The organism is Amycolatopsis sp. NPDC047767 (assembly GCF_040704195.1).
GTDB lineage: Bacteria > Actinomycetota > Actinomycetes > Mycobacteriales > Pseudonocardiaceae > Amycolatopsis.
The window spans coordinates 64499-86710 of the sequence record NZ_JBEYSJ010000012.1 but is presented as its reverse complement, the minus strand read 5'-3'; the positions used below and the strand labels follow the sequence as shown (position 1 = coordinate 86710).

22 protein-coding genes are annotated in these 22212 nt (G+C 72.1%); 18 read left to right on the top strand and 4 right to left on the bottom strand.

Going from position 1 to position 22212, the window contains the following annotated elements:
- Positions 1 to 3: 3 nt before the first annotated feature.
- The 6 genes from murD (at position 4) to AB0878_RS22315 (ending at position 7220) form a co-directional block, all read left to right on the top strand.
- Entirely contained in the window at positions 4 to 1425 is a 1422-nt protein-coding gene (murD, locus tag AB0878_RS22340; protein ID WP_366582174.1) for a UDP-N-acetylmuramoyl-L-alanine--D-glutamate ligase, read from the top strand.
- Positions 1412 to 2914 (top strand): putative lipid II flippase FtsW, encoded by a 1503-nt coding sequence (gene ftsW, locus AB0878_RS22335; RefSeq protein ID WP_366582173.1) that lies wholly within the window; start codon positions 1412 to 1414, stop codon positions 2912 to 2914. The genes murD and ftsW overlap by 14 nt, the downstream gene beginning before the upstream one ends.
- Positions 2911 to 4035: an undecaprenyldiphospho-muramoylpentapeptide beta-N-acetylglucosaminyltransferase gene (gene murG, locus AB0878_RS22330; RefSeq protein ID WP_366582172.1), complete on the top strand. Its 1125-nt coding sequence runs from the start codon at positions 2911 to 2913 to the stop codon at positions 4033 to 4035. The genes ftsW and murG overlap by 4 nt, the downstream gene beginning before the upstream one ends.
- On the top strand, positions 4028 to 5437 hold the full coding sequence (murC, locus tag AB0878_RS22325) for a UDP-N-acetylmuramate--L-alanine ligase (protein ID WP_366582171.1): 1410 nt from the start codon (positions 4028 to 4030) through the stop codon (positions 5435 to 5437). Before murG ends, murC begins: the two co-directional genes overlap by 8 nt.
- Positions 5434 to 6303: an FtsQ-type POTRA domain-containing protein gene (locus tag AB0878_RS22320; RefSeq protein WP_366582170.1), complete on the top strand. Its 870-nt coding sequence runs from the start codon at positions 5434 to 5436 to the stop codon at positions 6301 to 6303. Before murC ends, AB0878_RS22320 begins: the two co-directional genes overlap by 4 nt.
- Positions 6304 to 6386: 83 nt before the next feature.
- Positions 6387 to 7220, top strand: coding sequence for an NAD(P)H-binding protein (locus AB0878_RS22315; protein WP_366582169.1), 834 nt, complete (start codon positions 6387 to 6389; stop codon positions 7218 to 7220).
- Here AB0878_RS22315 and AB0878_RS22310 read toward each other — a convergent pair.
- Both AB0878_RS22310 and AB0878_RS22305 read right to left on the bottom strand, forming a co-directional pair.
- On the bottom strand, positions 7217 to 8425 hold the full coding sequence (locus AB0878_RS22310) for an MFS transporter (RefSeq protein WP_366582168.1): 1209 nt from the start codon (positions 8423 to 8425) through the stop codon (positions 7217 to 7219). The two genes, AB0878_RS22315 and AB0878_RS22310, sit on opposite strands and share 4 nt — an antisense overlap.
- A gap of 432 nt (positions 8426 to 8857) precedes the next feature.
- Entirely contained in the window at positions 8858 to 9292 is a 435-nt protein-coding gene (locus tag AB0878_RS22305; protein WP_366582167.1) for an OsmC family peroxiredoxin, read from the bottom strand.
- 134 nt (positions 9293 to 9426) lie between these two features.
- On the opposite strand from AB0878_RS22305, the gene AB0878_RS22300 reads away from it, so the two are divergent.
- On the top strand, positions 9427 to 9936 hold the full coding sequence (locus AB0878_RS22300; protein WP_366582166.1) for a DinB family protein: 510 nt from the start codon (positions 9427 to 9429) through the stop codon (positions 9934 to 9936).
- Here AB0878_RS22300 and AB0878_RS22295 read toward each other — a convergent pair.
- Both AB0878_RS22295 and AB0878_RS22290 read right to left on the bottom strand, forming a co-directional pair.
- Positions 9923 to 10708 (bottom strand): DUF1295 domain-containing protein, encoded by a 786-nt coding sequence (locus AB0878_RS22295; protein WP_366582323.1) that lies wholly within the window; start codon positions 10706 to 10708, stop codon positions 9923 to 9925. The two genes, AB0878_RS22300 and AB0878_RS22295, sit on opposite strands and share 14 nt — an antisense overlap.
- Positions 10708 to 11985, bottom strand: coding sequence for a cyclopropane-fatty-acyl-phospholipid synthase family protein (locus tag AB0878_RS22290; RefSeq protein ID WP_366582165.1), 1278 nt, complete (start codon positions 11983 to 11985; stop codon positions 10708 to 10710). The genes AB0878_RS22295 and AB0878_RS22290 overlap by 1 nt, the downstream gene beginning before the upstream one ends.
- Before the next feature lie 94 nt (positions 11986 to 12079).
- Here AB0878_RS22290 and AB0878_RS22285 point away from each other — a divergent pair, with 94 nt between their 5' ends.
- The 11 genes from AB0878_RS22285 to AB0878_RS22235 all read left to right on the top strand — a co-directional run bounded on the left by AB0878_RS22285 (position 12080) and on the right by AB0878_RS22235 (position 22211).
- Entirely contained in the window at positions 12080 to 13363 is a 1284-nt protein-coding gene (locus AB0878_RS22285; protein WP_366582164.1) for an FAD-dependent oxidoreductase, read from the top strand.
- The gene (locus AB0878_RS22280; protein WP_366582322.1) at positions 13357 to 14091 is read left to right on the top strand and encodes a DUF1365 domain-containing protein; all 735 of its coding nucleotides are present in this window, start codon (positions 13357 to 13359) and stop codon (positions 14089 to 14091) included. The genes AB0878_RS22285 and AB0878_RS22280 overlap by 7 nt, the downstream gene beginning before the upstream one ends.
- Positions 14084 to 14692 carry an ECF RNA polymerase sigma factor SigK gene (gene sigK / locus AB0878_RS22275; protein WP_366582163.1) on the top strand — a complete coding sequence of 203 codons (609 nt, stop codon included), beginning with the start codon at positions 14084 to 14086 and terminating at the stop codon, positions 14690 to 14692. Before AB0878_RS22280 ends, sigK begins: the two co-directional genes overlap by 8 nt.
- Positions 14689 to 15453 (top strand): anti-sigma factor, encoded by a 765-nt coding sequence (locus tag AB0878_RS22270; RefSeq protein WP_366582162.1) that lies wholly within the window; start codon positions 14689 to 14691, stop codon positions 15451 to 15453. The genes sigK and AB0878_RS22270 overlap by 4 nt, the downstream gene beginning before the upstream one ends.
- A gap of 318 nt (positions 15454 to 15771) precedes the next feature.
- On the top strand, positions 15772 to 17073 hold the full coding sequence (ftsZ, locus tag AB0878_RS22265; protein ID WP_366582161.1) for a cell division protein FtsZ: 1302 nt from the start codon (positions 15772 to 15774) through the stop codon (positions 17071 to 17073).
- An 86-nt stretch (positions 17074 to 17159) separates the two neighbouring features.
- Positions 17160 to 17867 (top strand): peptidoglycan editing factor PgeF, encoded by a 708-nt coding sequence (gene pgeF, locus AB0878_RS22260; protein ID WP_366582160.1) that lies wholly within the window; start codon positions 17160 to 17162, stop codon positions 17865 to 17867.
- A gap of 43 nt (positions 17868 to 17910) precedes the next feature.
- On the top strand, positions 17911 to 18645 hold the full coding sequence (locus tag AB0878_RS22255) for a YggS family pyridoxal phosphate-dependent enzyme (RefSeq protein WP_366582159.1): 735 nt from the start codon (positions 17911 to 17913) through the stop codon (positions 18643 to 18645).
- 80 nt (positions 18646 to 18725) lie between these two features.
- A complete protein-coding gene (sepF, locus tag AB0878_RS22250) occupies positions 18726 to 19322 on the top strand; it encodes a cell division protein SepF (RefSeq protein WP_366582158.1) in 597 nt (198 codons plus the stop codon).
- Positions 19323 to 19448: 126 nt separating this feature from the next.
- A complete protein-coding gene (locus tag AB0878_RS22245; RefSeq protein ID WP_091616814.1) occupies positions 19449 to 19724 on the top strand; it encodes a YggT family protein in 276 nt (91 codons plus the stop codon).
- 52 nt (positions 19725 to 19776) lie between these two features.
- Entirely contained in the window at positions 19777 to 20625 is an 849-nt protein-coding gene (locus tag AB0878_RS22240) for a DivIVA domain-containing protein (RefSeq protein ID WP_364052366.1), read from the top strand.
- An 854-nt stretch (positions 20626 to 21479) separates the two neighbouring features.
- Complete coding sequence (locus AB0878_RS22235; RefSeq protein WP_366582157.1) at positions 21480 to 22211, top strand: hypothetical protein; 732 nt, start codon at positions 21480 to 21482, stop codon at positions 22209 to 22211.
- Position 22212 lies beyond the last annotated feature (1 nt).

Sequence of the window (22212 nt, the reverse complement as noted above, 5' to 3'; positions counted from 1 at the left end):
GTCTTGACCGACAGGGAGCTCCTGCTCGAAGGCAAGAACGTGCTCGTGGCGGGCGCCGGCGTCACCGGGAAGTCGGTGGTGCCGGTCCTGCGGGAGCTGGGCGCTCACGTGACGGTCACCGACGGGAACGCCGAGCGGCTCGAAGAGCTGGCCGGCCTCGGCGCCGAGCTGGTGCCGGGTCTGAGCGAACCGCCGCCGGGCACCGTGCTCGTGGTGACGAGCCCGGGCTGGCGGCCCACGTCGCCGCTGCTGGCCGCCGCGGCCGCGGCCGGTGTCGAGGTGATCGGCGACGTCGAGCTGGCCTGGCGCATCGGGCAGCTGCGTGAGCGGCCGCCGTCGTGGCTGGTGATCACCGGCACGAACGGCAAGACCACCACCGTCGGCATGCTCGAGTCGATGCTGCGTGCGGGCGGGGTCGACGCCGTGGCCTGTGGGAACGTCGGTTACGCGGTGCTCGACGCCGTGCGGGCCGGTCACGCCGTGCTCGCCGTGGAGCTCTCCAGCTTCCAGCTGCACTGGTCCTCGACGCTCGCGCCCGACGCGTCGGTGGTGCTCAACCTCGCCGAGGACCACATCGACTGGCACGGCTCGATGGCGGAGTACGGCGCCGCGAAGGGCCGGGCCCACGAACGCTCGCGCGTGGTCGTGCACAACGCCGACGACGAGTGGTCCACCCGTCTCGCCGAGGAGCACGCGCCCGAGAGCGCCCGCCGCGTCGGATTCCGCCTGGACACGCCGCACGCAGGCGAGCTGGGCCTGGTCGAGGACCTGCTGGTGGACCGTGCGTTCGTCGCCGATCCCGCCACGAGCGCGGAAGAGCTGGCGACGATCGCCGACGTCCGCCCGGCGGGACCGCACAACGTCGCCAACGCACTGGCGGCCGCCGCGCTCGCGCGCGCCCACGGCGTGTCGACCGAGGCCGTGCTCAAGGGCCTGCGCGAGTACCAGCCGGCGCCGCACCGCGCGCAGGAGGTCGCCGAGATCGGCGGCGTGCGCTACGTGAACGACTCGAAGGCCACCAACCCGCACGCCGCGAGCGGCTCGCTGCGGGCCCACGAGAGCATCGTGTGGATCGCCGGGGGCCAGCTCAAGGGCGCCGCGGTCGACGAACTCGTGGCCTCGATCGCTGGCCGGCTGCGCGGAGTTGTGCTACTCGGCGTGGATTCACCCGTGATCGCAGCCGCTGTTGCGCGACACGCGCCGGATGTCCCGGTGAACCGCCTCCGTCCGGGTGACCATGAACCCATGACTGCGGCGGTGGATGCGGCCAGCGCGATGGCTCACCCTGGTGACGTGGTGCTGCTCGCGCCCGCCGCCGCCTCGTTGGACATGTTCCGCAACTACGGCGAGCGCGGCGACGCGTTCATCGCGGCGGTGCGTGTCCTCGCGGGCGGTGCGGCGGGGGCGGCGAATGACGGTAGTTGACGAGAAGCGGACCCAGGATCGGCCCGAGCGGCCACGGCGGGAGCGCAAGGTAAGCCCGTTCGTGGCGTTCCGGACGGCGCTCACGGCGTGGCTCTCGCGGCCACTGGCGTCGTTCCACCTGGTGCTGGCCCTGACCGGGGTGCTCACCGTGATCGGTGTCGTCATGGTGCTGTCCGCGTCGTCGGTCGCCTCCTACGACCCGAGCACCGGCAGCAGCGTGTACTCGCTGTTCTACCGGCAGGTCCTGTTCGTGGCGATCGGCTCGGTCGTGTTCTGGGTCGGCCTGCGGATCAAGCTCGAACGCATCCGGCGCATGTCGGCGACCATGGTCGTGATCTGCCTCGGCCTGCTGATGCTGGTACTCACGCCGCTGGGCTCGACGGTGAACGGCTCGCAGGGCTGGTTCAAGCTGGGCGTGTTCACGTTCCAGCCGGTTGAGGCCGCGAAGGTCGCGCTGGCGTTCTGGGGCGCGCACATCCTGGTGATCAAGTACAACGTGATCCACCAGTGGCGCCACCTGCTCGTGCCGGTCGTGCCGGTCGCGCTCGTGATGTTCGCCCTGGTCATGCTGCAGCCCGACCTGGGCGGCACGATCACGCTCGCCGTGGTGCTGCTGGCGCTGCTGTGGTTCGCCGGCGCGCCGAAGCGGCTGTTCGGAGTGATCCTGGCGGGTGGTCTCGCCGGTGTCCTGGTGCTGGCGATCATCGCGCCGTACCGGCTCACCCGGGTGCTGTCGTTCCTTTCACCGGACACCGATCTCAGCTCGGCCGGCTACCAGGCCAACCAGGCCAAGCTCGCGCTCGCCGACGGCGGCCTGTTCGGCAAGGGTCTCGGCCAGGGTGCCTCCAACTGGGGCTACCTGCCGAACGTGCAGAACGACTTCATCTTCGCCCTCGTCGGCGAGGAGCTCGGCTTCGTGGGCTGCGCCGTGGTGCTCGCCCTGTTCGCTCTTGTGGCGGTGGTGGGGCTGCGGATCGCGACGCGCAACATCGACCCGTGGATCCGGATCGTGGCCGGCACGCTCACGATGTTCCTGGTCGCGCAGGCCGCCATCAACATCGGCTACGTCGTGGGCCTGCTGCCCGTAACCGGTGTCACGCTGCCGCTGATCTCGTACGGCGGCACGTCGCTGCTCATCACGATGCTCATCATGGGGGTGCTCGCCAACGCCGCCCGGCACGAACCGGAGGCGGTGGCCGCACTGCGTTCGCAGGGCCCGGGTAAATTCGGACGCCTGCTGAGGCTGCCCGCGCCCGACCCGTACCGCCCGCCCACGACCACCCGCAGGGGACTGGCCGGGCGGGGGACCGGTTCGGGGGCCAAGGCGGCCCGGCCGGCGCCACGCGCGGCCCGGCCCGCACCGGCGCAGGAGCGCCGCAGGTCGGTCCGGCAGCCGACGCGGCGCAGCACTGCCGCACGGACGAACGCGGCGCGGACAACAGCGAACCGCGGTGCCAGGGGTACCGCGAACCGGAGAGGTCATTGGTGAGTAACCCCGTCAAGGGAGCCGAGCGATCCCCCTCGGGCAAGGTGCCCGTGGTGGTCGTCGCCGGAGGTGGCACCGCAGGACACATCGAACCCGCCCTCGCCCTGGCCGACGCCGTCATGCGGCTGCGCCCCGACGCGAAGGTGATCGCGCTGGGCACGGCGCGCGGCCTGGAGAACAAGCTCGTACCGGCTCGCGGTTACCCGCTGGAGCTGATCCCGCCGGTGCCGTTGCCGCGCAAGCCGACCCCGGAGCTGCTGCGGCTCCCGCTGAAGGTCCGCGACTCCGTGCGCCGGACCCGCGACGTGCTGGAGCGCGTCGGCGCCGACGTGGTGGTGGGTTTCGGCGGCTACGTCGCGCTGCCCGCGTACCTCGCCGCGCGGGGCCGCACGCCGATCGTGGTCCACGAGGCCAACAAGTCGCCGGGCCTGGCCAACAAGGTGGGCGCCCGCTTCGCCGCGCGCGTCGCCGTGGCCGTGCCGGGCACGCCGCTGCCGAAGGCCGAGGTCGTCGGGATCCCGCTGCGCCGGTCAATCACGTCGCTCGACCGCGCCGCGCTGCGCGCCGAGGCCCGCAAGTTCTTCGACCTCGACCCGGACGCCCCGACGCTGCTGGTGTTCGGCGGCTCCCAGGGCGCGCAGTCGATCAACAGCGCCGTGTCCGGTGCCGCGAAGGAGCTGGCCGAGGCCGGCGTCGGCGTGCTGCACGCCCACGGCCCGAAGAACACCCTGGTGGTGCAGGAGTTCCCGGGCAAGCCGGCGTACGTGCCGGTGCCCTACCTGGAGCGCATGGACCTCGCCTACGCCGCCGCCGACGTGGTGCTGTGCCGTTCAGGCGCGATGACGGCGGCCGAGGTGTCGGCCGTCGGGCTGCCGGCGGTGTTCGTGCCGCTGCCGCACGGCAACGGCGAGCAGGCCGTGAACGCCCAGCCCGCCGTCGACGCGGGTGCCGCCTTCCTGGTGCCCGACGGGGAGCTCACCCCGGCCAAAGTGGCCGAGCTGGTGGTGCCGCTGGTCACCGACGCCGCGCGCGTCGCGAAGATGAGCGAGGCCGCCGTGGGGATGGGACACCGCGAGGCCGACGAGACGCTCGCCAAGATCGTGCTGGAGGCCGCAGGTGCCTGAGTTGCCCGAAGAACTGCGCCGCGCGCACCTGATCGGCATCGGCGGGGCCGGCATGTCCGGCATCGCCCGGATCCTGCTCGCCCGCGGGGCGGCCGTGTCCGGTTCGGACGCCAAGGAGTCGCGCGCGCTGCTGTCGCTGCGCGCCCAGGGCGCCGAGCTGTTCGTGGGCCAGCGTGCGGAGAACCTCGACGCGCTCGCCGAAGCCCCGTCGGCCGTCGTGGTGTCCACGGCGATCAAGGAGTCCAACCCGGAGCTGGCCGCGGCCCGTGCGCGCAACATCCCCGTGCTGCACCGCGCGCAGGCGCTCGCCGGGCTGATGGAGGGCCACCGCGTGGCCTGCATCGCCGGCACGCACGGCAAGACCTCGACCACGTCGATGCTCACCGTGGCGCTGCAGCACTGCCGGCTCGACCCGTCGTTCGCGATCGGCGGCGACCTCAACGAGTCGGGTGCCAACGCGCACCACGGCGAGGGCGGCGTTTTCATCGCGGAGGCCGACGAGAGCGACGGCTCGTTCCTCACGTACTCGCCGTCGGTCGCCGTGGTCACCAACGTCGAGCCCGACCACCTGGACCACCACGGCACCGCCGAGGCCTACGTGAAGGTGTTCACGGAGTTCGTCGGGCGCCTGCAGCCGGGCGGCCTGCTCGTGGTGTGCGCCGACGACCCGGGTGCCGCGAAGCTGGGCGACGAGGCGGCCGCCGAGGGCGTGCGCGTGCGCCGCTACGGCCGCACCGCCACCGGCGAGGGCGACGTGCGCGTGCTCGACTACAAGCCCGCCCCGGACGGCGGCCAGGTGCGCCTGGCGCTCGACGGCGAGGAGCTCGACCTGCGCGTGGCCGTGCCGGGCGAGCACATGGCGCTCAACGCGGTCGCGGCCCTGCTGGCCGGGCTCGAGCTGGGCGCGCCCGTCGCCGGCCTGGCCGAGGGACTCGCCGCGTTCGGCGGGGTGCGCCGCCGCTTCGAGTTCAAGGGCCGCTCCGGCGACGTCCGCGTCTACGACGACTACGCCCACCACCCGACCGAGGTGGCCGCGCAGCTCAAGGCCGTGCGCACGGCGGCGGGGCTCGGCCGGGTGCTGGTGGTGTTCCAGCCGCACCTGTACTCGCGCACGCAGACGTTCGCGGCGGAGTTCGCCGAAGCGCTCTCGCTGGCCGACGAGGTCGTGGTGCTCGACGTGTACGGCGCTCGCGAGGAGCCGGTGCCGGGTGTGACGGGTGCGCTGATCGCCGACCGCGTGACGAGCCCGGTGCACTACCAGCCCGCGTTCGACGTCGCGGCGAAGCTGGTGGCCGACCTCGTGAAGCCGGGTGACCTCGTGGTGACCATGGGCGCGGGTGACGTGACGCAGCTGGGCCCGGAGATCCTGGCCGAGCTCGACCGGAGGACCGCGGGCGCATGACGTCGACCAGGGAGCGCCGCAATCCGTCCTCGTCCGAAGAGGACGAGCGGGATCGCGCTGCCCTGGCCCGCGCCCGGCGGGGGCGGCGCTCGGAAGAGGAGCGCCGCCGCACCCGCTCGAGCCGCTCGTCGGCGCCACGCTCGGGCCGGGCGGCTCGCGCGGAGAGCCTGCGTGCGCGTCCGACGCGGAAGGAGGAGATCCGGCGCCGCTGGGTCGCGCTGCTCGTGGTCGTCACGCTCGTCGCGCTGGGGTACCTGGTGTTCTTCAGCTCGATGCTCGGGGTGAAGGACGTGACGGTGCAGGGTGCGAAAACGGTGTCGGCGGAGCAGATCCGGGCCATCGCCGCCGTGCCGGTCGACAAACCGATGGTGCTCGTCGACGTCGACGGGATCCGGGACCGCGTGGCGGAGATGCCGGGCGTCGCGACCGTGGACGTGTCGCGTTCGTGGCCCAACACCGTGGAGATCTCGGTGACCGAGCGCACGGCCATCGCGTTCTTCGACAGCGGCCCGGGCGGCGACGGGGTGCACCTCGTCGACGGCGGCGGGGTCGTGTTCAAGACCGTGAAGGCCCGTCCGGCGGGCCTGCCGGAGCTGAAGCTGCCCAAGGTCTCGGCCGACGACCCGGTGACGCGTGCGGTGACCGCGGTGCTCGGCGTGATCCCGCAGGCGCTGCTCAAGCAGGTCACCACCGCCACGGCGCAGACCCCGGCCAGTGTCCAGTTCACCCTCACCGACGGCAAGACGGTCCGCTGGGGCGACGCCGGCAAGACCGACCGCAAGGCGAAGGTCCTCGCCGCCCTGCTCACGCAGAAGGGCAAGGTCTACGACGTCTCGGCGCCCGAGCTGCCGACCATCACGTCCTGACCTCGTCTTTTTCACTGACACCCCCTTCTCCGTATGCTGTACGCTGTTTTATTCCGTACGGCATACGAGGGAAGTGGGGAACCATGCCGATCTTGGTGACGGGTGCCACCGGAAACGTCGGGCGGCTCGTGGTCGACGAACTCCTGGCCCGCGGCGCGGCGGTGCGCGCGTTGACGAAGGACCCCGCGCAGGCGGCGTTGCCGGCCGGCGTCGAGGTGGTCGTGGGGTCGCTCGCGCGGCCGTCGACGCTGCCGCCGGCGCTGGAGGGGGTCGAAGATGTGTACCTCGCGCCGATGGCGCGCACCGTCACGCGGTTCTGCGAGCTCGCCGCCGAGGCCGGCGTGCGGCGGGTGGTCGCGCTGTCGGGCAGCAGCGTCGGGGACGAGCAGGCCGGGTCGAGCGGGCCGGAGTTCGCGGCGGTGGAGGCGGCGGTGACGAAGGCCGGGTTCGCCCGGACGTTCCTGCGGCCGGGGGTGTTCATGGCGAACTCGCTCGGCTGGGCGCATTCCGTGCACACGCACGGGGAAATCCGCACCGCGTATGCGGAAGCGACGCAGACGCCGATCGACCTGGCCGACATCGCGGCCGTCGCCGCGCACGTGCTCACCACCGAGGGCCACGACGGGCGGACGTATGTCCTCAGTGGACCGGAGGCGCTGACGTTGCGGGAAATGGCCGGGAAAATCGCCGTGGCCATGGGGCGTGACGTGCCGTTCGTGGAGCTGACGCGGGAGCAGCAGTACGCCGAGTGGGTCGGGCTGGGGATCCCGGGGGAGATCGCCGACTGGCTGCTCGACGGCTTCGCCGCCGTGGTGGCGCGGCCGCAGGTGCCGACCGGGGTGGTCGAGGAGCTGCTGGACCGCCGAGGGGTGACCTACGCGGAGTGGGCCGCGCGCCACGCCGGCGCGTTCTCCTAGTTGTCCGCAGCGCGTGGTTCGGTCGTCCACCAGGCCAGCGCGATCAGCGGGATGACGGCGCCGAAGATCGACACGGCCGTCCAGCCGCCCAGGTGGTAGAGGACCGAGCCGATCTCCGACCCGATCGCCCCGCCCACGAAGAACGTGGCCAGGTAGATGCTGTTCACGCGGGCGCGGGCGTTCGGGTCGAGCTGGTAGATCACGTGCTGGCCCGAAACCATCGTGGTCTGCACGGCCATGTCGAGGGCGATTGCCGCCACGGCGAGCAGGATCACGCTGTGCGCGCCGAAGCCGCCGACGCCGAACGCCACCGCGCAGAGCAGGAAGGACGCGCCGGTGGCCACGCGGCCGTGGCCGTGGTCCGCCCAGCGCCCGGCCAGCGGCGCGATCGCGGCTCCGGCCGCGCCGACGAGCGCGAACAGCCCGACGCCCAGCTGCGTGTAGTGGAACGGCGCGGAGGTGAGCACGAACGCGATCGTGGTCCAGAAGGCGCTGAACACCGAGTAGAGCGCCGCCTGGTACAGCGCGCGGCGGCGCAGCGCCGGGTGGTCGCGGGCGAGCCGCAGCGTCGAGCGCAGCAGCTCTCCATAGTGGACGGACGTCTTCGGCGCGCGCCGCGGCAGGCTGAAGCGCAGCGCCACGGCGAGGATCGCCATCAGCCCGGCCGAGATGAGGAACACGACCCGCCAGGTCGTGACCTCGGCCAGCAGGCTCGCGGCGACGCGGGAGAGCAGAATGCCGAACAGCAGCCCGCTCATCACGCGCCCGACGATGCGCCCGCGTACGGCGTCGGGCGTGAGGTCGGCCGTGAGCGGGATCAGGATCTGCACCACCACCGACGTCGAGCCGGCGATGAGCGACGCGATCAGCAACACGGAGAACTGCGGCGCGAGGCCGGTCGCCACGAGCGCGGCGCACGCGATGGCCAGCAGCAGTGACACCAGGCTGCGGTTCTCCACGCGGTCGCCGAGCGGGACGATCAGCAGCATGCCCGCCGCGTAGCCGATCTGGGTGGCGGTGACCACACCGCCGGCCGCGGCCTCGCCGACGCCGAACGTGGTCCGCAGCTCGTTGAGCAACGGCTGCGCGTAGTAGAGGTTCGCGACCGTCAGTCCACAAGAGACGGCGAGCAGCAGGACGAGCCACGAGGGTGGCGCCTGCCGGGGCGCCGCGGGGGACGTGGTCTCGGCTTCGGGCTGGGCCACGGGCACCTCGTTCTCGACAACCGGAACAACCGGTTCCCGAGTCTAACAGCCGGTAACCGGCCCCCCAGGGTGATCTTCGCGACCCGGAAGCGCTTGCGGGCCGCCGGTTTCCGCCCGGCGTGTCCGGGTTACCCGGAGCCCGCTCCGGCCACTGTGGACGGTGGCCGGAGGGGGCCGACCACTGTGGCTGCGCGCAGATGCGGGTACCGCGGTGGGGCGAGTCGCCGGTGGCCTGCGGGCTGCCGCGCCGCCTGCGAGCCGGCGCTGGGTTGCCGGGTGAATCGAGCCGGCGTGGGGCGAGTCGTCGTGCCTTCCTGAAGAGAGAGGGCGAAACCCGGCCGACCTGGCGTCAAGCGAACCGGTCCGCGCCTCCTCGACCGGACAGCGCGGTGAAAGCCCCTCCGGCCGGAGGGGCTTTCACCGCGTGGTGAATCAGGCGAGCGCCGCGTCCATCGTGATCGTGGTGCCGGCGAGGGCCTTGGTGACCGGGCAGGTCTTCTCGGCGGTCTCGGCCAGTTCCGCGAACTGTTCCGGCGTCACGCCGTCGAGCTTGGCGCGCAGGGTGATGGCGATGCCGCTGATCTCGAAGCCGCCGCCCTGGGCCGGGCCGAGGGTGACCTCGGCGGAGACGTCGATGGACTCCGCCTCGAGCTTCTGGGACTCCAGCACGCCCGACAGGTTCATCGCGAGGCACGAGGAGTGCGCGGCGGCGATGAGCTCTTCGGGGCTGGTCTGGCCGTCGGGGTTGCCCGCACGGGTGGGGAACGACACCTCGAACGTGCCGGCGTTGGACGAGTCGAGCGTGACCTCGCCCTTGCCCTTCTGCAATCCGCCGGTCCAGTGGGTCGTCGCGTCGCGGCTGGGCACAGCTGCCTCCTCGGTGCCGGATCCCCCGGGGCGGGGGATCGCTGTTGTTCGTCTGTCATGAACATAGTGCGCAATCAGATTGCGCGCAACCTATCTGGCGAAAAAAGATTGCCCGGTGCGGAAGGCTGCACCTCGTGACCACGCCTCCGGAACGCCCCGATCCGCCCCTGGACGCCGACGAACGCACCCAGCTCACCGGTTTCCTCGACTTCCTGCGCGCGAGCGTCGTGTGGAAGACCGGCGGGCTCACCGACGAGCAGGCCCGCCGCCGCCACCTGCCCAGCGAGCTGACCACCATCGCCGGCCTGCTCGGGCACCTCACGCTCGTGGAGAACTACTGGTTCCGGGTGGTGCTCGACGGTCAGCCCGACGAGTGGGAGGCGGCCCTGGAGCTCGACCGCGACGCCGAGTTCCGTGCGGCGCTGACGACCCCGATCGAGCAGCTCGTGGCCGGGTACGAAGCCGAGGTCGCGCGCTGCCGCGCGGTCGTGGCGGCGCGCGAGTTCACCGACACCGCGCCGTACAAGGGAGACCGCCGGGTCAGCGTGCGCTGGGTCGTGACGCACATGATCGAGGAGACCGCTCGCCACCTCGGCCACCTCGACCTGCTGCGCGAACTGACCGACGGCCTCACCGGCGAGTGAGCTTCTTCGGCGGCAACGGGACGAACCCGCTGGTGCGCTCCACGTACGTCGCGTAGCCCGGCCGTGTGCGCGCCAGGCTCTTCTCCAGCATCGGTTTCCCGGTGCCGCGCGCGAGGGTGAACGTCATGGCGATCGGCGAGAGGATCGTCGCCGCGCCGGGCCACGTCGAGCACGCCAGCAGGTACAGGCCCCACCACACGCAGGCGTCGCCGAAGTAGTTCGGGTGCCGCGTGTAGCGCCACAGCCCGGTGTCGAGCACCTTGCCGCGGTTGCCGGGGTCCGCGCGGAACCGGCTCAGCTGGGCGTCGCCGACGGACTCGAAGGCGAAGCCGAGCACCCACACCGCGACCCCGATCCAGCCGAGCACGCCGAGGCCGGTGCCGTACATCGCGAACTGCACCGGCAGGGAGACGAACCACAGGATCACGGCCTGCACGAGGTACACCCGGACGAAGATCCGCGCGCCCGGGTTGTCGCCGGCGCGCTCGACCATCCGCTGGTAGCGCGGGTCCTCGGGCCCGCCGCGGTTGCGCAGGTGCAGGTGGACGGCGAGCCGCACACCCCAGATCACCGTGAGCGCCGCCGTGACCAGCCGCAGCACGAGCGGCCCGCTGCCCAGGGGGAACGCGACCAGCGCGACGAGCGCGAAACCGAGCCCCCAGAACGTGTCGATGGTGTCGTAGCGGCCGCGCAGCCGGGCGATCCCGAACGTGACGGTCACCGCCACCAGCACCACGCCGGCGGTGATCGCGACGAGCGGGGCGGCGCCGATCACGCCCACTCCCGCGTGGCCGGCATCCCGGAGTCGCCGGTGTCCAGGGGCCGCACGGCCAGGACCTGGTCCACGCCCATGCGGTTCTCCTCGAACGCCAGCGCGCCGCCCACGAGGTAGAGCCGCCACACACGGGCCTCGGCCTCGCCGACCAGCGCGACGGCCTCGGCCCAGTGGAACTCCAGCGTCTCGGCCCACTCGCGCACGGTCGTCACGTAGTGCTCGCGCAGTGCGTGCACGTCGCGGATCTCGAACCCGGCCGTCTCGAGGTGCCCGAGCGTGCGGCTCAGCGGCCGCATCGTCATGTCCGGCGCGATGTAGCGCTCGATGAACGCGCCGCCGCCGGGCGCGGTGTCCCCGGCGCGCCCACGCGACATCTGCTGCAGCACGAGCCGCCCGGCCGGGTTGAGCATGCGGAACAGCGTATTCGCGTAAGTCGGATAGTTCTCCTCGCCGACGTGCTCGCCCATCTCGACGGACGCGACGGCGTCGAACGGCGCGTCGGTCAGCTCCCGGTAGTCCTGCTGCCGCACTTCGACGCGGTCTTCGAGGTCGTGCTGCTTCAGGCGCCCCCGCACGTGCTGCACCTGCTGGGCCGAGAGCGTCACGCCCACCGCGTGCACGCCGTGGTGCTTGGCCGCGTGCACCAGCAGCGAACCCCAGCCGCAGCCGACGTCGAGCAGCCGCATGCCGGGGCGCAGGCCGAGCTTGCGGCAGATCAGCTCCAGCTTGTCGTGCTGTGCCTGCGCCAGGCCGTAACCGGGCTCGTCCGAGGTCCAGTAGCCCGACGAGTAGGCCATCGAGTCGTCGAGCAGCAGCTGGTAGAAGGCGTTGGACAGGTCGTAGTGGTGGGCGATGGCCGACCGGTCGCGCCGCAGGCTGTGCAGCACGCCGGTCAGCCTCGCCTCCTCCGCCGGCGGTTTCGGCGGCAGGCCCAGCACGCCCAGGCGCGCGGCGAGCCCGGCCGCGCCGGCCCAGTCCCGCGGGGCGAGCTGCACCCTCCTCAGCTCGCCCGAGCGGGTCAGGGCCCAGATCCGCCGGAACCCCTCGGCGAGGTCTCCCTCCACGTCGAGGTCGCCCGACACGTACGCGCGCGCCAGGCCCAGCTCGCCCGGTGCGTAGAGCAGCCGGCGCAGCGCCCGGCGGTTCTTCAGGACGACGGTCGGGCCCTCGGGGCCCACGCGCTCGCCGTCCCACGCGCGGACGGCGAGCGGCAGCGGAGCGCCGAGGCGACGTTCGACGAAGGTGGCCAAGCGGTTCGCGATGCTGTTCGGCATACCCGGGGTTCGGAGCCCCCGGCGGCGCGGATGGGTCCCGGTTTTCGATCCGCCCGCCACCAATCCAAGACGGCACCGGTCCCGAATCCCTGTCGTGCACCAGACCACGGGACACCCCACAGGACACCGGATCGCCGTCATCGGCAGCGGAGTCGCCGGCCTCACGGCCGCCTACCTGCTGCAGCGCCGTCACGAGGTGCTGCTGTTCGAAGCCGACCCCCGGCTCGGCGGGCACGCCCACACCCACGACGTGCCCAGCGCCCACGGCGGCACGATCGGCGTCGACTCGGGCTTCATCGTCCACAACGAACGCACCTACCCGACGCTGCTGCGCCTGTTCGGCGAGCTCGGCGTGCGCACCCGCGAGACCGAGATGTCGATGAGCATCCGCTGCGACGGCTGCGGCCTCGAGTACGCCGGCGCCAAGGGCGTGCGCGGCCTGTTCGCGCGGCGGCGCAACGCCACCGACCACCGCTACCTGCGCATGCTCACCGAGGTCAAGCGCTTCCACCGGCACGCGGCCCGGCTGCTGCAGCGCGAGGACGCCGGCGACGTGGGCCTCGGCGCGTTCCTCGCGATCGGCGGGTACTCGCGCTACTTCGTGGACCACTTCGTGCTGCCGCTCGTGTCCACCGTCTGGTCGGCCGACCGCGCCGACACGCTGAAGTACCCGGCGCGCTACCTGTTCGAGTTCCTGCGCAACCACGGGATGCTCACGGTGAAGAACTCGCCGACGTGGCGGACGGTCGAGGGCGGCTCGCGCGAGTACGTGGAGCTGGCCGCGAAGCAGCTCACCGCCGTGCACCTGTCCACGCCGGTGCGCTCGGTGCGGCGGACCGCGCGCGGCATCGAGATCCGCGACGACGCCGACACCCGCCACCGCGTCGACCGCGTCGTGGTCGCCACCCACGCCGACCAGGCGCTGCGGCTGCTGGCCGACCCGACGCCCGCCGAGCGCGAGGTGCTCGGCGCGTTCCGCTACTCCCGCAACGACGCCTGGCTGCACACCGACACGAGCGTGCTGCCGAACGCCGCGGCCGCGCGGTCGGGCTGGAACTACCGCACGCCCGGGTGCGGCGCCGGCAGCGACGCCGTGCAGGTGAGCTACGACATGAACCGCCTGATGCGCCTCGACGAACCCACCGGCTACGTCGTCACGCTCAACCCTCGTGACGAGCCCGACGCTTCGTCGGTCGTCGCGAAGATGACCTACGAACATCCCGTCTACACGCCCGAATCGGTTGCCGCGCAACGAAAGCTCGCGACGCTGAACGACGGGGTCGTCGCGTACGCCGGCGCCTACCACGGCTGGGGGTTCCACGAGGACGGCTGCTCGTCGGGTGTCCGCGCGGCCGAGAGCTTCGGGGCGGGCTGGTGACCGCCGCGCTGTACGACGCCACGGTCGGCCACGTGCGCCGCGCCGACCCGCCGCACGCCTTCGTGCACAAGCTGTACCTGTGGCTGACCGACCTCGGCTCGCCGCCGCGGCTGCCGTGGTGGCTGCGGCCGTTCGCGTCCTTCGACGGCCGCGACCACTTCGAGCCCGGCGACGCGGGCGACATCCGGTCCAAACTGGACCGCTGGCTCGCCCACCGCGGCGTGGACCTGCGCGGCGGGCCGGTGACGATGCTCGCGTCGGCGCGCGTGCTGGGGTACGTGTTCAACCCGATCACCGTCTACTGGTGCCACACGCCGGACGGAGCGCTCGAGTGCGTCGTCGCCGAGGTCCACAACACCTACGGCGGGCGGCACGCCTACCTGCTGCGTCCCGACGCGGCGGGCGAGTCCCGCGCGGAGAAGGAGTTCTACGTGTCGCCGTTCCAGGAGATGACGGGGGAGTACCGCATGCGCCTGCCGCGGCCCGACGCGCTGCTCGACCTCACGGTCGCGTTGCACCAGGGCGCGAAGACACCGTTGCTCGCTACGCTGCGAGGAGTCCGGAGACCGGCCGGCGCGCGTTCGCTCGCGCGGCTCGTGCTCGGCCGGCCCCTGCAGCCGCAGCGCGTGGCCGCACTGATCCGCCGCCACGGCGTCGCGCTGTGGCTGCGCAAGGCCCCGGTGGCCACCCGGACCCCGCAGAACTCGTCAGGAGCGCGCCATGGATGAGACCGCCCGCCCGCGCCCGGTCGCGGCCGTGCCGGCGGGCGACGAGCAGGCCGCGCCCACGGCCGAGGACCTCATGGCCCAGGTCGCCAAGGGCGACGAGCGCGCGTTCGAGCTGCTCTACGACCGGCTCGCGGGGCCGGTCTTCGGCCTCGTGCGGCGGATCGTGCGCGACTCCGCGCAGTCGGAGGAGGTGACGCAGGAGGTGCTCGTCGAGCTCTGGAAGACCGCCACGCGCTACTCGCCCGAGAAGGGCAGCGCGCTCAACTGGGCGATGACCCTGGCGCACCGCCGCGCCGTCGACCGGGTGCGCTCCGCGCGGGCCGGCACCGAACGCGAGCAGAAGGCGACGTTCGAGGCCGCGCGCGGGCGGCCGTTCGACGAGGTGGCCGAGTCGGTCACCGCCCGGCTGGAGCGCTCGCAGGTGCGCCGCTGCCTCAAGTCGCTCACGGAGCTGCAGCGCGAGTCGGTGCTGCTGGCCTACTACCAGGGCTACACCTACCGGGAGGTCGCCGACGTGCTGGCGACCCCGCAGGGGACGATCAAGACGAGGGTGCGCGACGGGCTGATCCGGCTGCGCGACTGCCTGGGGGTGACCGCGTGAACTCGCCGGAGATGCACACGTTGACCGGTGCGTACGCGCTCGACGCCCTGTCCGACACCGAGCGCGCCCTGTTCCGCCGGCACCTCGAGCAGTGCGAGGCCTGCGCGCAGGAGGTCCGCGAGCTGCGGGCCACCGCGGGCCGGCTCGGCTCGGCGATGGCCGAGGAGCCGCCCGCGTCGCTGAAGCAGCGAGTGCTCGCCGAGATGCGCTCGACGCCGCAGCTGCCGCCGCTGTCCGGACCCGAGCCGGGGGAGCGCTCGCGCGGGCGGCGCCGCTGGCCGCTGATCCTGGCCACGGCGGCCGCGGTGGTGGGCCTCGCGCTCGCCGGCGTGTTCGGCGGACTCGCCGCGACCACGCAGGGGCGCCTCGACGCCGCGCAGTCGCAGCTGGACCAGGCGCGCGTGCGCTACCAGCCCGTCGCGGAGATCCTGGCCGCCCCGGACGCGCAGGCGATCCACGGCACCGCGCCCGGCGGGGGAGGCGGCACGGTCGTCGTGTCGAAGCAGCTCGACCGCATGATGTTCATGGAGTCCGACCTGCCGCCGTATCCCGCGGGGCACGTCTACCAGGCGTGGCTGATGGGCCCGAACCTCGCGCCGCGCCCGGCCGGGCTGCTGCCCGGCGGGCCCGCGGGTTCGCTGGTGGTGGCCGACGGGCTGGCCGGTGCGGACCAGTTCGCGATCAGCGTGGAGCCGGCCGGCGGCTCGCCGACCGGAAAGCCCTCGTCCGACGTGGTTCTCGTGATGTCGATGCCGGCCTGATCCCGGGCCGAAGCTGCGGTGATTCCGTCGTGAGCGGCGGTACCGGTTTCCCGCCGGTGCCGCCGCTCTGGCGTTTTCCCGGTGCCATAGCAGACGAGTGGATCACGGGGTGATCGGGTTCCCGGCCTTGCGCCGTCGTTCGCGTTGTGGCAAAACACCTTTGCCGCACACGGCGTGGCTACTGGATTAGAGCCTGCCCGGTGCCTACCGTCCTGCTCTAACGCCGGTGGTTGACATAACTCTCATTCTCGGGTTGAGGGTGAGGGTTGCGGCCCCGGTGGGCAGCACGAGCACATCACGATCAGGAAGGCGGCCACGATGACGCCCCCGCACAACTACCTTGCGGTGATCAAGGTCGTCGGCATCGGCGGCGGCGGCGTGAACGCCGTGAACCGGATGATCGAGGTCGGCCTCAAGGGTGTCGAGTTCATCGCGGTGAACACCGACGCGCAAGCACTGCTCATGTCCGACGCCGACGTCAAGCTCGACATCGGCCGGGAACTGACCCGCGGCCTCGGTGCCGGCGCCGCCCCCGAGGTGGGGCAGAAGGCTGCCGAGGACCACCGCGAGGAGATCGAAGAGGTCATCAAGGGCGCCGACATGGTGTTCGTGACCGCCGGCGAAGGTGGTGGCACCGGCACCGGCGGCGCGCCCGTCGTCGCGCAGATCGCCCGCAAGCTGGGCGCGCTGACCATCGGCGTGGTGACCCGCCCGTTCACCTTCGAGGGCAAGCGCCGCGGCAAGCAGGCCGAGGACGGCATCCAGTCGCTGCGCAACGAGTGCGACACGCTGATCGTCATCCCGAACGACCGGCTGCTGCAGCTCGGCGACATCGGCGTGTCCCTCATGGACGCGTTCCGCTCCGCCGACGAGGTGCTGCTGTCCGGTGTCCAGGGCATCACCGATCTGATCACCACGCCCGGTCTGATCAACCTCGACTTCGCCGACGTGAAGAGCGTGATGTCCGGCGCGGGCTCCGCGCTCATGGGCATAGGGTCCGCTCGCGGTGAGGGCCGCGCCATCCAGGCGGCGGAGAAGGCGATCAACTCGCCGCTGCTGGAGGCGTCGATGGACGGCGCCCACGGCGCGCTGCTGTCGATCGCGGGCGGCTCCGACCTGGGCCTGTTCGAGATCAACGAGGCCGCGTCGCTGGTGCAGGAGTCGGCGCACCCCGACGCCAACATCATCTTCGGCACGATCATCGACGACTCCCTCGGCGACGAGGTCCGCGTCACGGTGATCGCGGCCGGTTTCGACGCCGGCGCCCCCACGCACAAGAAGCTCGACCCGCCGGCGTTCGGCTCGCGCTCGGGCGGCACCACGGCGTCGGCCTCGGCCGGGCACGTCGGCGGCTCCCAGGCGCCCGCGCCGTCGGGTGGCGCTACGCCGGTGCCGCCGGCGAGCAGCTCCGGCTACCCGGTGGCGCCGCCGCGCACGCAGCCGCCGCTGCCGCAGCCCGGCACCCCGCCGGGCGGCCTGCCCCAGCCGGGCGGCGGCTCGCGGGGCTACTCGCCGATCGGCTCCGGGCCGACGTCCGGCAGCCTGCCGAGCCGTCCGGCCACGGTGCACGACGACCCGTCGGACGACGAGGTCGACGTGCCGCCGTTCATGCGCCGCTAGGGATCCCGTTCACGCCGAAGGCCACCTCGACCCGACGTCGAGGTGGCCTTCGGCGTGTTCCGGCGCGTTTTGGAAGGATGGACCGGGTGCGAGTACGACGAGTCGTGACGACCAGGGCGGGCGGGGCTTCCCGGCCGCCGTACGACAGCTTCAACCTCGGTGACCACGTCGGGGACGAAGAGGGCAACGTGTTCGCGAACCGCGAGCGGCTGGCTTCCGAGCTGGGCCTGGCGCCGGAGCGGCTGGCGTGGATGGAGCAGGTGCACGGCCGCACGGCGACCGTGGTGGACGGCACCGAGGCCCGCGCCGCGGAGGCCACCGACGCGCTGGTGACGGACAAGCCCGGCGTGGCGCTGGTGGTCCTCGTCGCCGACTGCGTGCCGCTGCTGCTGGCCGACCCCGAGGCGGGCGTCGTCGCGGCGGTGCACGCCGGACGCGTGGGCGCGCGCATCGGCGTGGTCCCGGCGGCGGTGGCGGCCATGCGCGGCCTCGGCGCCGAACCGTCCCGCATCGAGGCGCTGCTCGGCCCCGCGATCTGCGGCGCGTGTTACGAGGTGCCCGCCGACATGGCGGCCGACGTCGAGAAGCACGTGCCCGGCAGCGCCTGCAAGACCCGTCAGGGCACGCCGGGGCTCGACCTGCGGGCCGGGCTGTGGCGCCAGCTGGCCGGGCTGGGCGTCGGGCGCATCGGCGTGGATCCGCGGTGCACGGCGGAGGACAAGACGCTCTTCAGCTACCGCCGCGACGGGACCACCGGCCGGATCGCCGGGATCACATGGCTGGAGGCGGCATGAGCACCTGGCTCGCTCGGGCTGCACGTGGAACCCGGGAGGCGGCGTGACGGAGGCCGGGCGGCGCGCCGAGCTCGCGGCCTCGCTGGCCGCGATCGAGGACCGGATCGCCGCGGCGTGCGCGGCCGCGGGACGCGCGCGTGACGAGGTGCGGTTGCTGGGGGTGACGAAGACCTTCCCGGCGTCCGACGCGGCGCTCCTCGTGGATCTGGGGCTGCGGAACCTGGCCGAGAACCGCGACCAGGAGGCGGGCCCGAAGGCCGCCGAGGTCGGGGAGCTGCGCCCGGAAGCCGCGCCGCGGTGGCACATGGTCGGCAGCCTGCAGCGCAACAAGGCGCGTTCGGTCGTGCGCTGGGCGGCGGAGGTCCAGTCGGTCGACTCGGCGCGGCTGGCCGATGCGCTGGGCCGCGCGGCCGGCAACGCGCGGGAGGCGGGGGAGCGGTCCGATCCGCTCGACGTGCTGATCCAGGTGAGCCTCGACGGCGACCCGGCGCGGGGTGGCACGCTCTTGTCCGACCTCGGCGCGCTGGCCGATCACATCACTCACGTGGGTGAGCTCAGGTTGCGTGGCGTGATGGCTGTCGCACCCCGGGAAGAGGATCCGGGCAGGGCCTTTGCCCTGCTTGCCCAGGTCTCGGAGCGACTTCGCAAAGATCACCCGAATGCCGCAGAAGTCTCCGCCGGGATGAGCCATGATCTCGAACAGGCGATCACGCACGGCTCGACGTGTGTGCGTGTCGGAACCGCGCTGCTCGGTGGGCGCGGTTTAGCCTCGCCGTAGGGAGTCCGCGTGGCCGTCACGTTTCGTGATCGGTCGGGTGGGGTAGCACGGTGCGGGAGCGGTTAGGGCTAGGGAGAGGCATGAGCGCGCTGCAGAAGCTGAAGGCCTACTTCGGGATGGTGCCCGCGGACGAGGACGGCTACGACGTCGAGGACGAGGATTACCGGCGTGACTACGACGACGAGTACGACTCCTACGACGAGCCGCCGGCGCGATCGCGCTCACGGTACCGCGAGGCCGATGACACGTACGACGAGCCCGCTCCGCGGACTCGCTCACGGTCGGTCACCGCTGCGGAACCGACCACGCACGGCGCTCTCGCCGTGGACCGCCAGCCCGAGCCCGTCGCCCGGCTGCGGCCGGTCACCGAGCCCGTGCGCGCACCCGTCCGCGATCCGTTGAGCCGCATCACCACGCTGCACCCGACGAGCTACGTCGAGGCGCGCGCGATCGGCGAGCACTACCGCGAGGGCATCCCCGTGATCATCAACCTCACGGAGATGGAGAACGCGGACGCCAAGCGGCTCGTCGACTTCGCCGCGGGGCTCGCGTTCGCGCTCCGGGGGTCGATGGACAAGGTCACCAACAAGGTGTTCCTTCTCTCACCGCCGGATGTCGACGTGACCGCGGAGGACCGCCGGCGGATCGCCGAGGGCGGGCTTTTCCTGCGCGGGTGAAGTGCGGCTGAAGTCCGGCGGACCGCTGGGCGCAGCCAGACGTGATTTTGTCGACTCGGCGCCACGCCGGGGCCGCTGGCTGCGACTTCCCCCGGCGTCCCCCGCTAGAGTGGTCGAGTGAATGCTGTGTGGCTGGTGGTCTGGTACGTGCTGTTCGCCTTCTGGCTTCTGTTGACGGCGCGTATCGTGATCGAGCTCGTGCGGACCTTCGCACGAGAGTGGCGTCCCGCCGGAGGGGTTGCGGTCACGCTCGAGACCATCTACACAGTGACCGACCCGCCGGTTCGTCTGTTCAGGCGAATGATCCCGATGGTTCGGATCGGCGGGATGGGACTGGACTTATCGATTATGGTGCTGCTGTTGGTTGTGTTCTTCGCGATGCAACTGGCAACTCCCAGGTGATCGGGGAAACTTGGGTGGACCCTGCAGGCCATGGAGTGCGTGAGGTGATCTGATGTCGTTGACCCCCGCTGACGTGCATAACGTCGCGTTCAGCAAGCCGCCCATCGGCAAGAGGGGCTACAACGAGGACGAGGTGGACGCGTTCCTCGACCTGGTGGAGACCGAGCTTGCCCGGTTGATCGAGGACAACAACGAGCTGCGCCAGCAGGTCGAACAGCTCGACAACGAGCTGGAGTCGACCCGCAGCGAGCTCGAGAACGCGAAGGTGAGCGGTCCTCCGCCGGTGCGGGACGAGCCGTCCCGCCGCCTGGCGCCCGTGCCGCCGCCGGCCTCGGCGATGGAGCAGACGCAGGCGCACTCGATGGTCGGTGACAGTGGCGAGCCGAACGTTCAGGCCGCCAAGGTCCTCGGCCTCGCCCAGGAGATGGCCGACCGGCTCACCGCCGAGGCGAAGACCGAGTCCGACGGCATGCTGGCGGAGGCGCGGACCAAGTCCGAGCAGCTGCTTTCCGACGCCAGGGCGAAGTCCGACTCGATGGTCAACGAGGCGCGCACCCGCGCCGAGACCATGCTGAACGACGCGCGCACGCGCGCCGAGACGCTCGAGCGCCAGGCGCGCGACAAGGCGACCACCATGGAACGCGAGTCGCAGCGCAAGTACACCGAGACGATGAACAACCTGAACGCCGAGAAGGGCTCGCTGGGCAAGAAGATCGAAGAGCTGCGCACCATCGAGCGCGAGTACCGCACTCGCCTGCGCGGCTTCCTCGAGTCCCAGCTGCGCGAACTCGACGATCGCGGCTCCGCGGCCCCGGCCTCGGCGTCGTCGAACTCGGGCCAGTCCTCCGGCTCCAGCAGCGGCCAGGGCTACTCGTTCGGCCCCCGCGCCGAAGCCGGCTGAGGTTCCTCGCTCGTCTGACGTTGGCTGACGCCCCGCCTGATCCGGGTTTCCGGGATCAGGCGGGGCTTCGTCATGCGCCTCGAAGGGCCGAGCGTCCTGCGGTTTCCCCATTTTCGGTAGTCGGCCGGTGGCAATTCGTGATCGGCCGTTTTGGTGACCCAGAAATGCCCCTGCGCATTCGGTGATGGAATGCGCACGGAATGTCGCGGTGGTGAATTCCGGGGTGGGCTTTTCGGGCCGGGAAACTGCCCGTTCGGGCTGACCTTGATCACCAGTTTCTCCGGGTGGCCTGGCGATTTTCCGGTGGTATTTAGGGGTCGTGCGCACGGAGCGCGCTGGACCGCTCGCGCTGTGCGAGACCGGGGCGCGAACGGTTGGTTCTGCGGGTCGGCGACGCGCCCGGGGTCCGGATCGACTTTCGGTGACTTGAGCCTCGCCGGCCGGATCACCGCGAGTGGGCCGACTCGGCGAGTAGCGACCCACGGCCGGCAAGTGTTCCCCGAAGGCCCCGAGGCTCGTCGAGCGCAGCCGGGCGGAGTGATGGGGCCGCCGGGTCGCGCGGTGCGGGTTCGGCGAGTCTGGCGGAGACCGCGTCGACGGCCGACGGTCGGCGGAGGCGGGTTTGCCCGGTGAGTGCGGTGGTGGGGTGGATTGACGGTTTGTGCGGTTCGGCGCAGATGATCAACCACTGGGCGACTGGGTGTCCCGGTGAGCGGGTGAGGTGGGCGTCGCCGGGGTGGGGTGGATCTTGGGGGCAGCGGTGGTGGCGGGGTGGCCACGGAATGCAGCCGGTGCGGTACCCGGCGTGGGCGGGTCGTGACCCGGGATCCGGGTTTCGCGTGCTGTAATTCAGCGTGCTCTACATCGTCCTCGTTCTGGTGCTGGCGGCGCTCGCGCTGCTCGTCACGGCGCTCATCACGGCAAGCTCGCTGTGGGCGTGGGTCTCGATCGGCTTGTCGGTGCTCGCGGGGCTGATCCTGCTCGTGGACTGGCTGCGGAGGCGCAATCGCCCCGAGCCGGCTGAGGTCGGGGCGCCCGCCGAGGGTGGCGAGAAGGTCGCCGAGGTCGAGAACTTCGATGCCGAGCAGACCGCGTTGCTGCCGTCGCGGGGCGAGCTGGGCAATCCGGCCGATGTGCCCGAGCCCGAGATCGAGCCGGCGTCCGAGACGGAGTCCGAAACCGTGCCCGCGCCGAAGCCGGCCGAGGCTGTTGCGGACAGTGAAGCCGCGGACGGCGCCGCAGCCGGTGAGGCGGCCACGGCGACCAGTGCGACCGCCGAAACTGCGACTGCCGCGACCGCCGCGACGGCCGGGACCGCAACCGCAGCTGCTGCCGAAAAGGCGCCGCCCGTTCGCGAAACGCCGCCCGCCGAGGAAGACACCAGCGCCGAGGACCTCGCGGTCGTCAAGGAGCTCGAGGACGAGGTCGTGGTGGTCGACGAGTACCCCCGCTACCACCTCGTCGACTGCCCCTGGCTCTCCGGCCGCGACACGATCCCCATCGGCGTCGGCGAGGCGCGCCAGCTCGGCTTCACGCCGTGTGCGCGCTGCGGCCCCGACGCCGTTCTCGCCGCCGCGCACCGCTGAC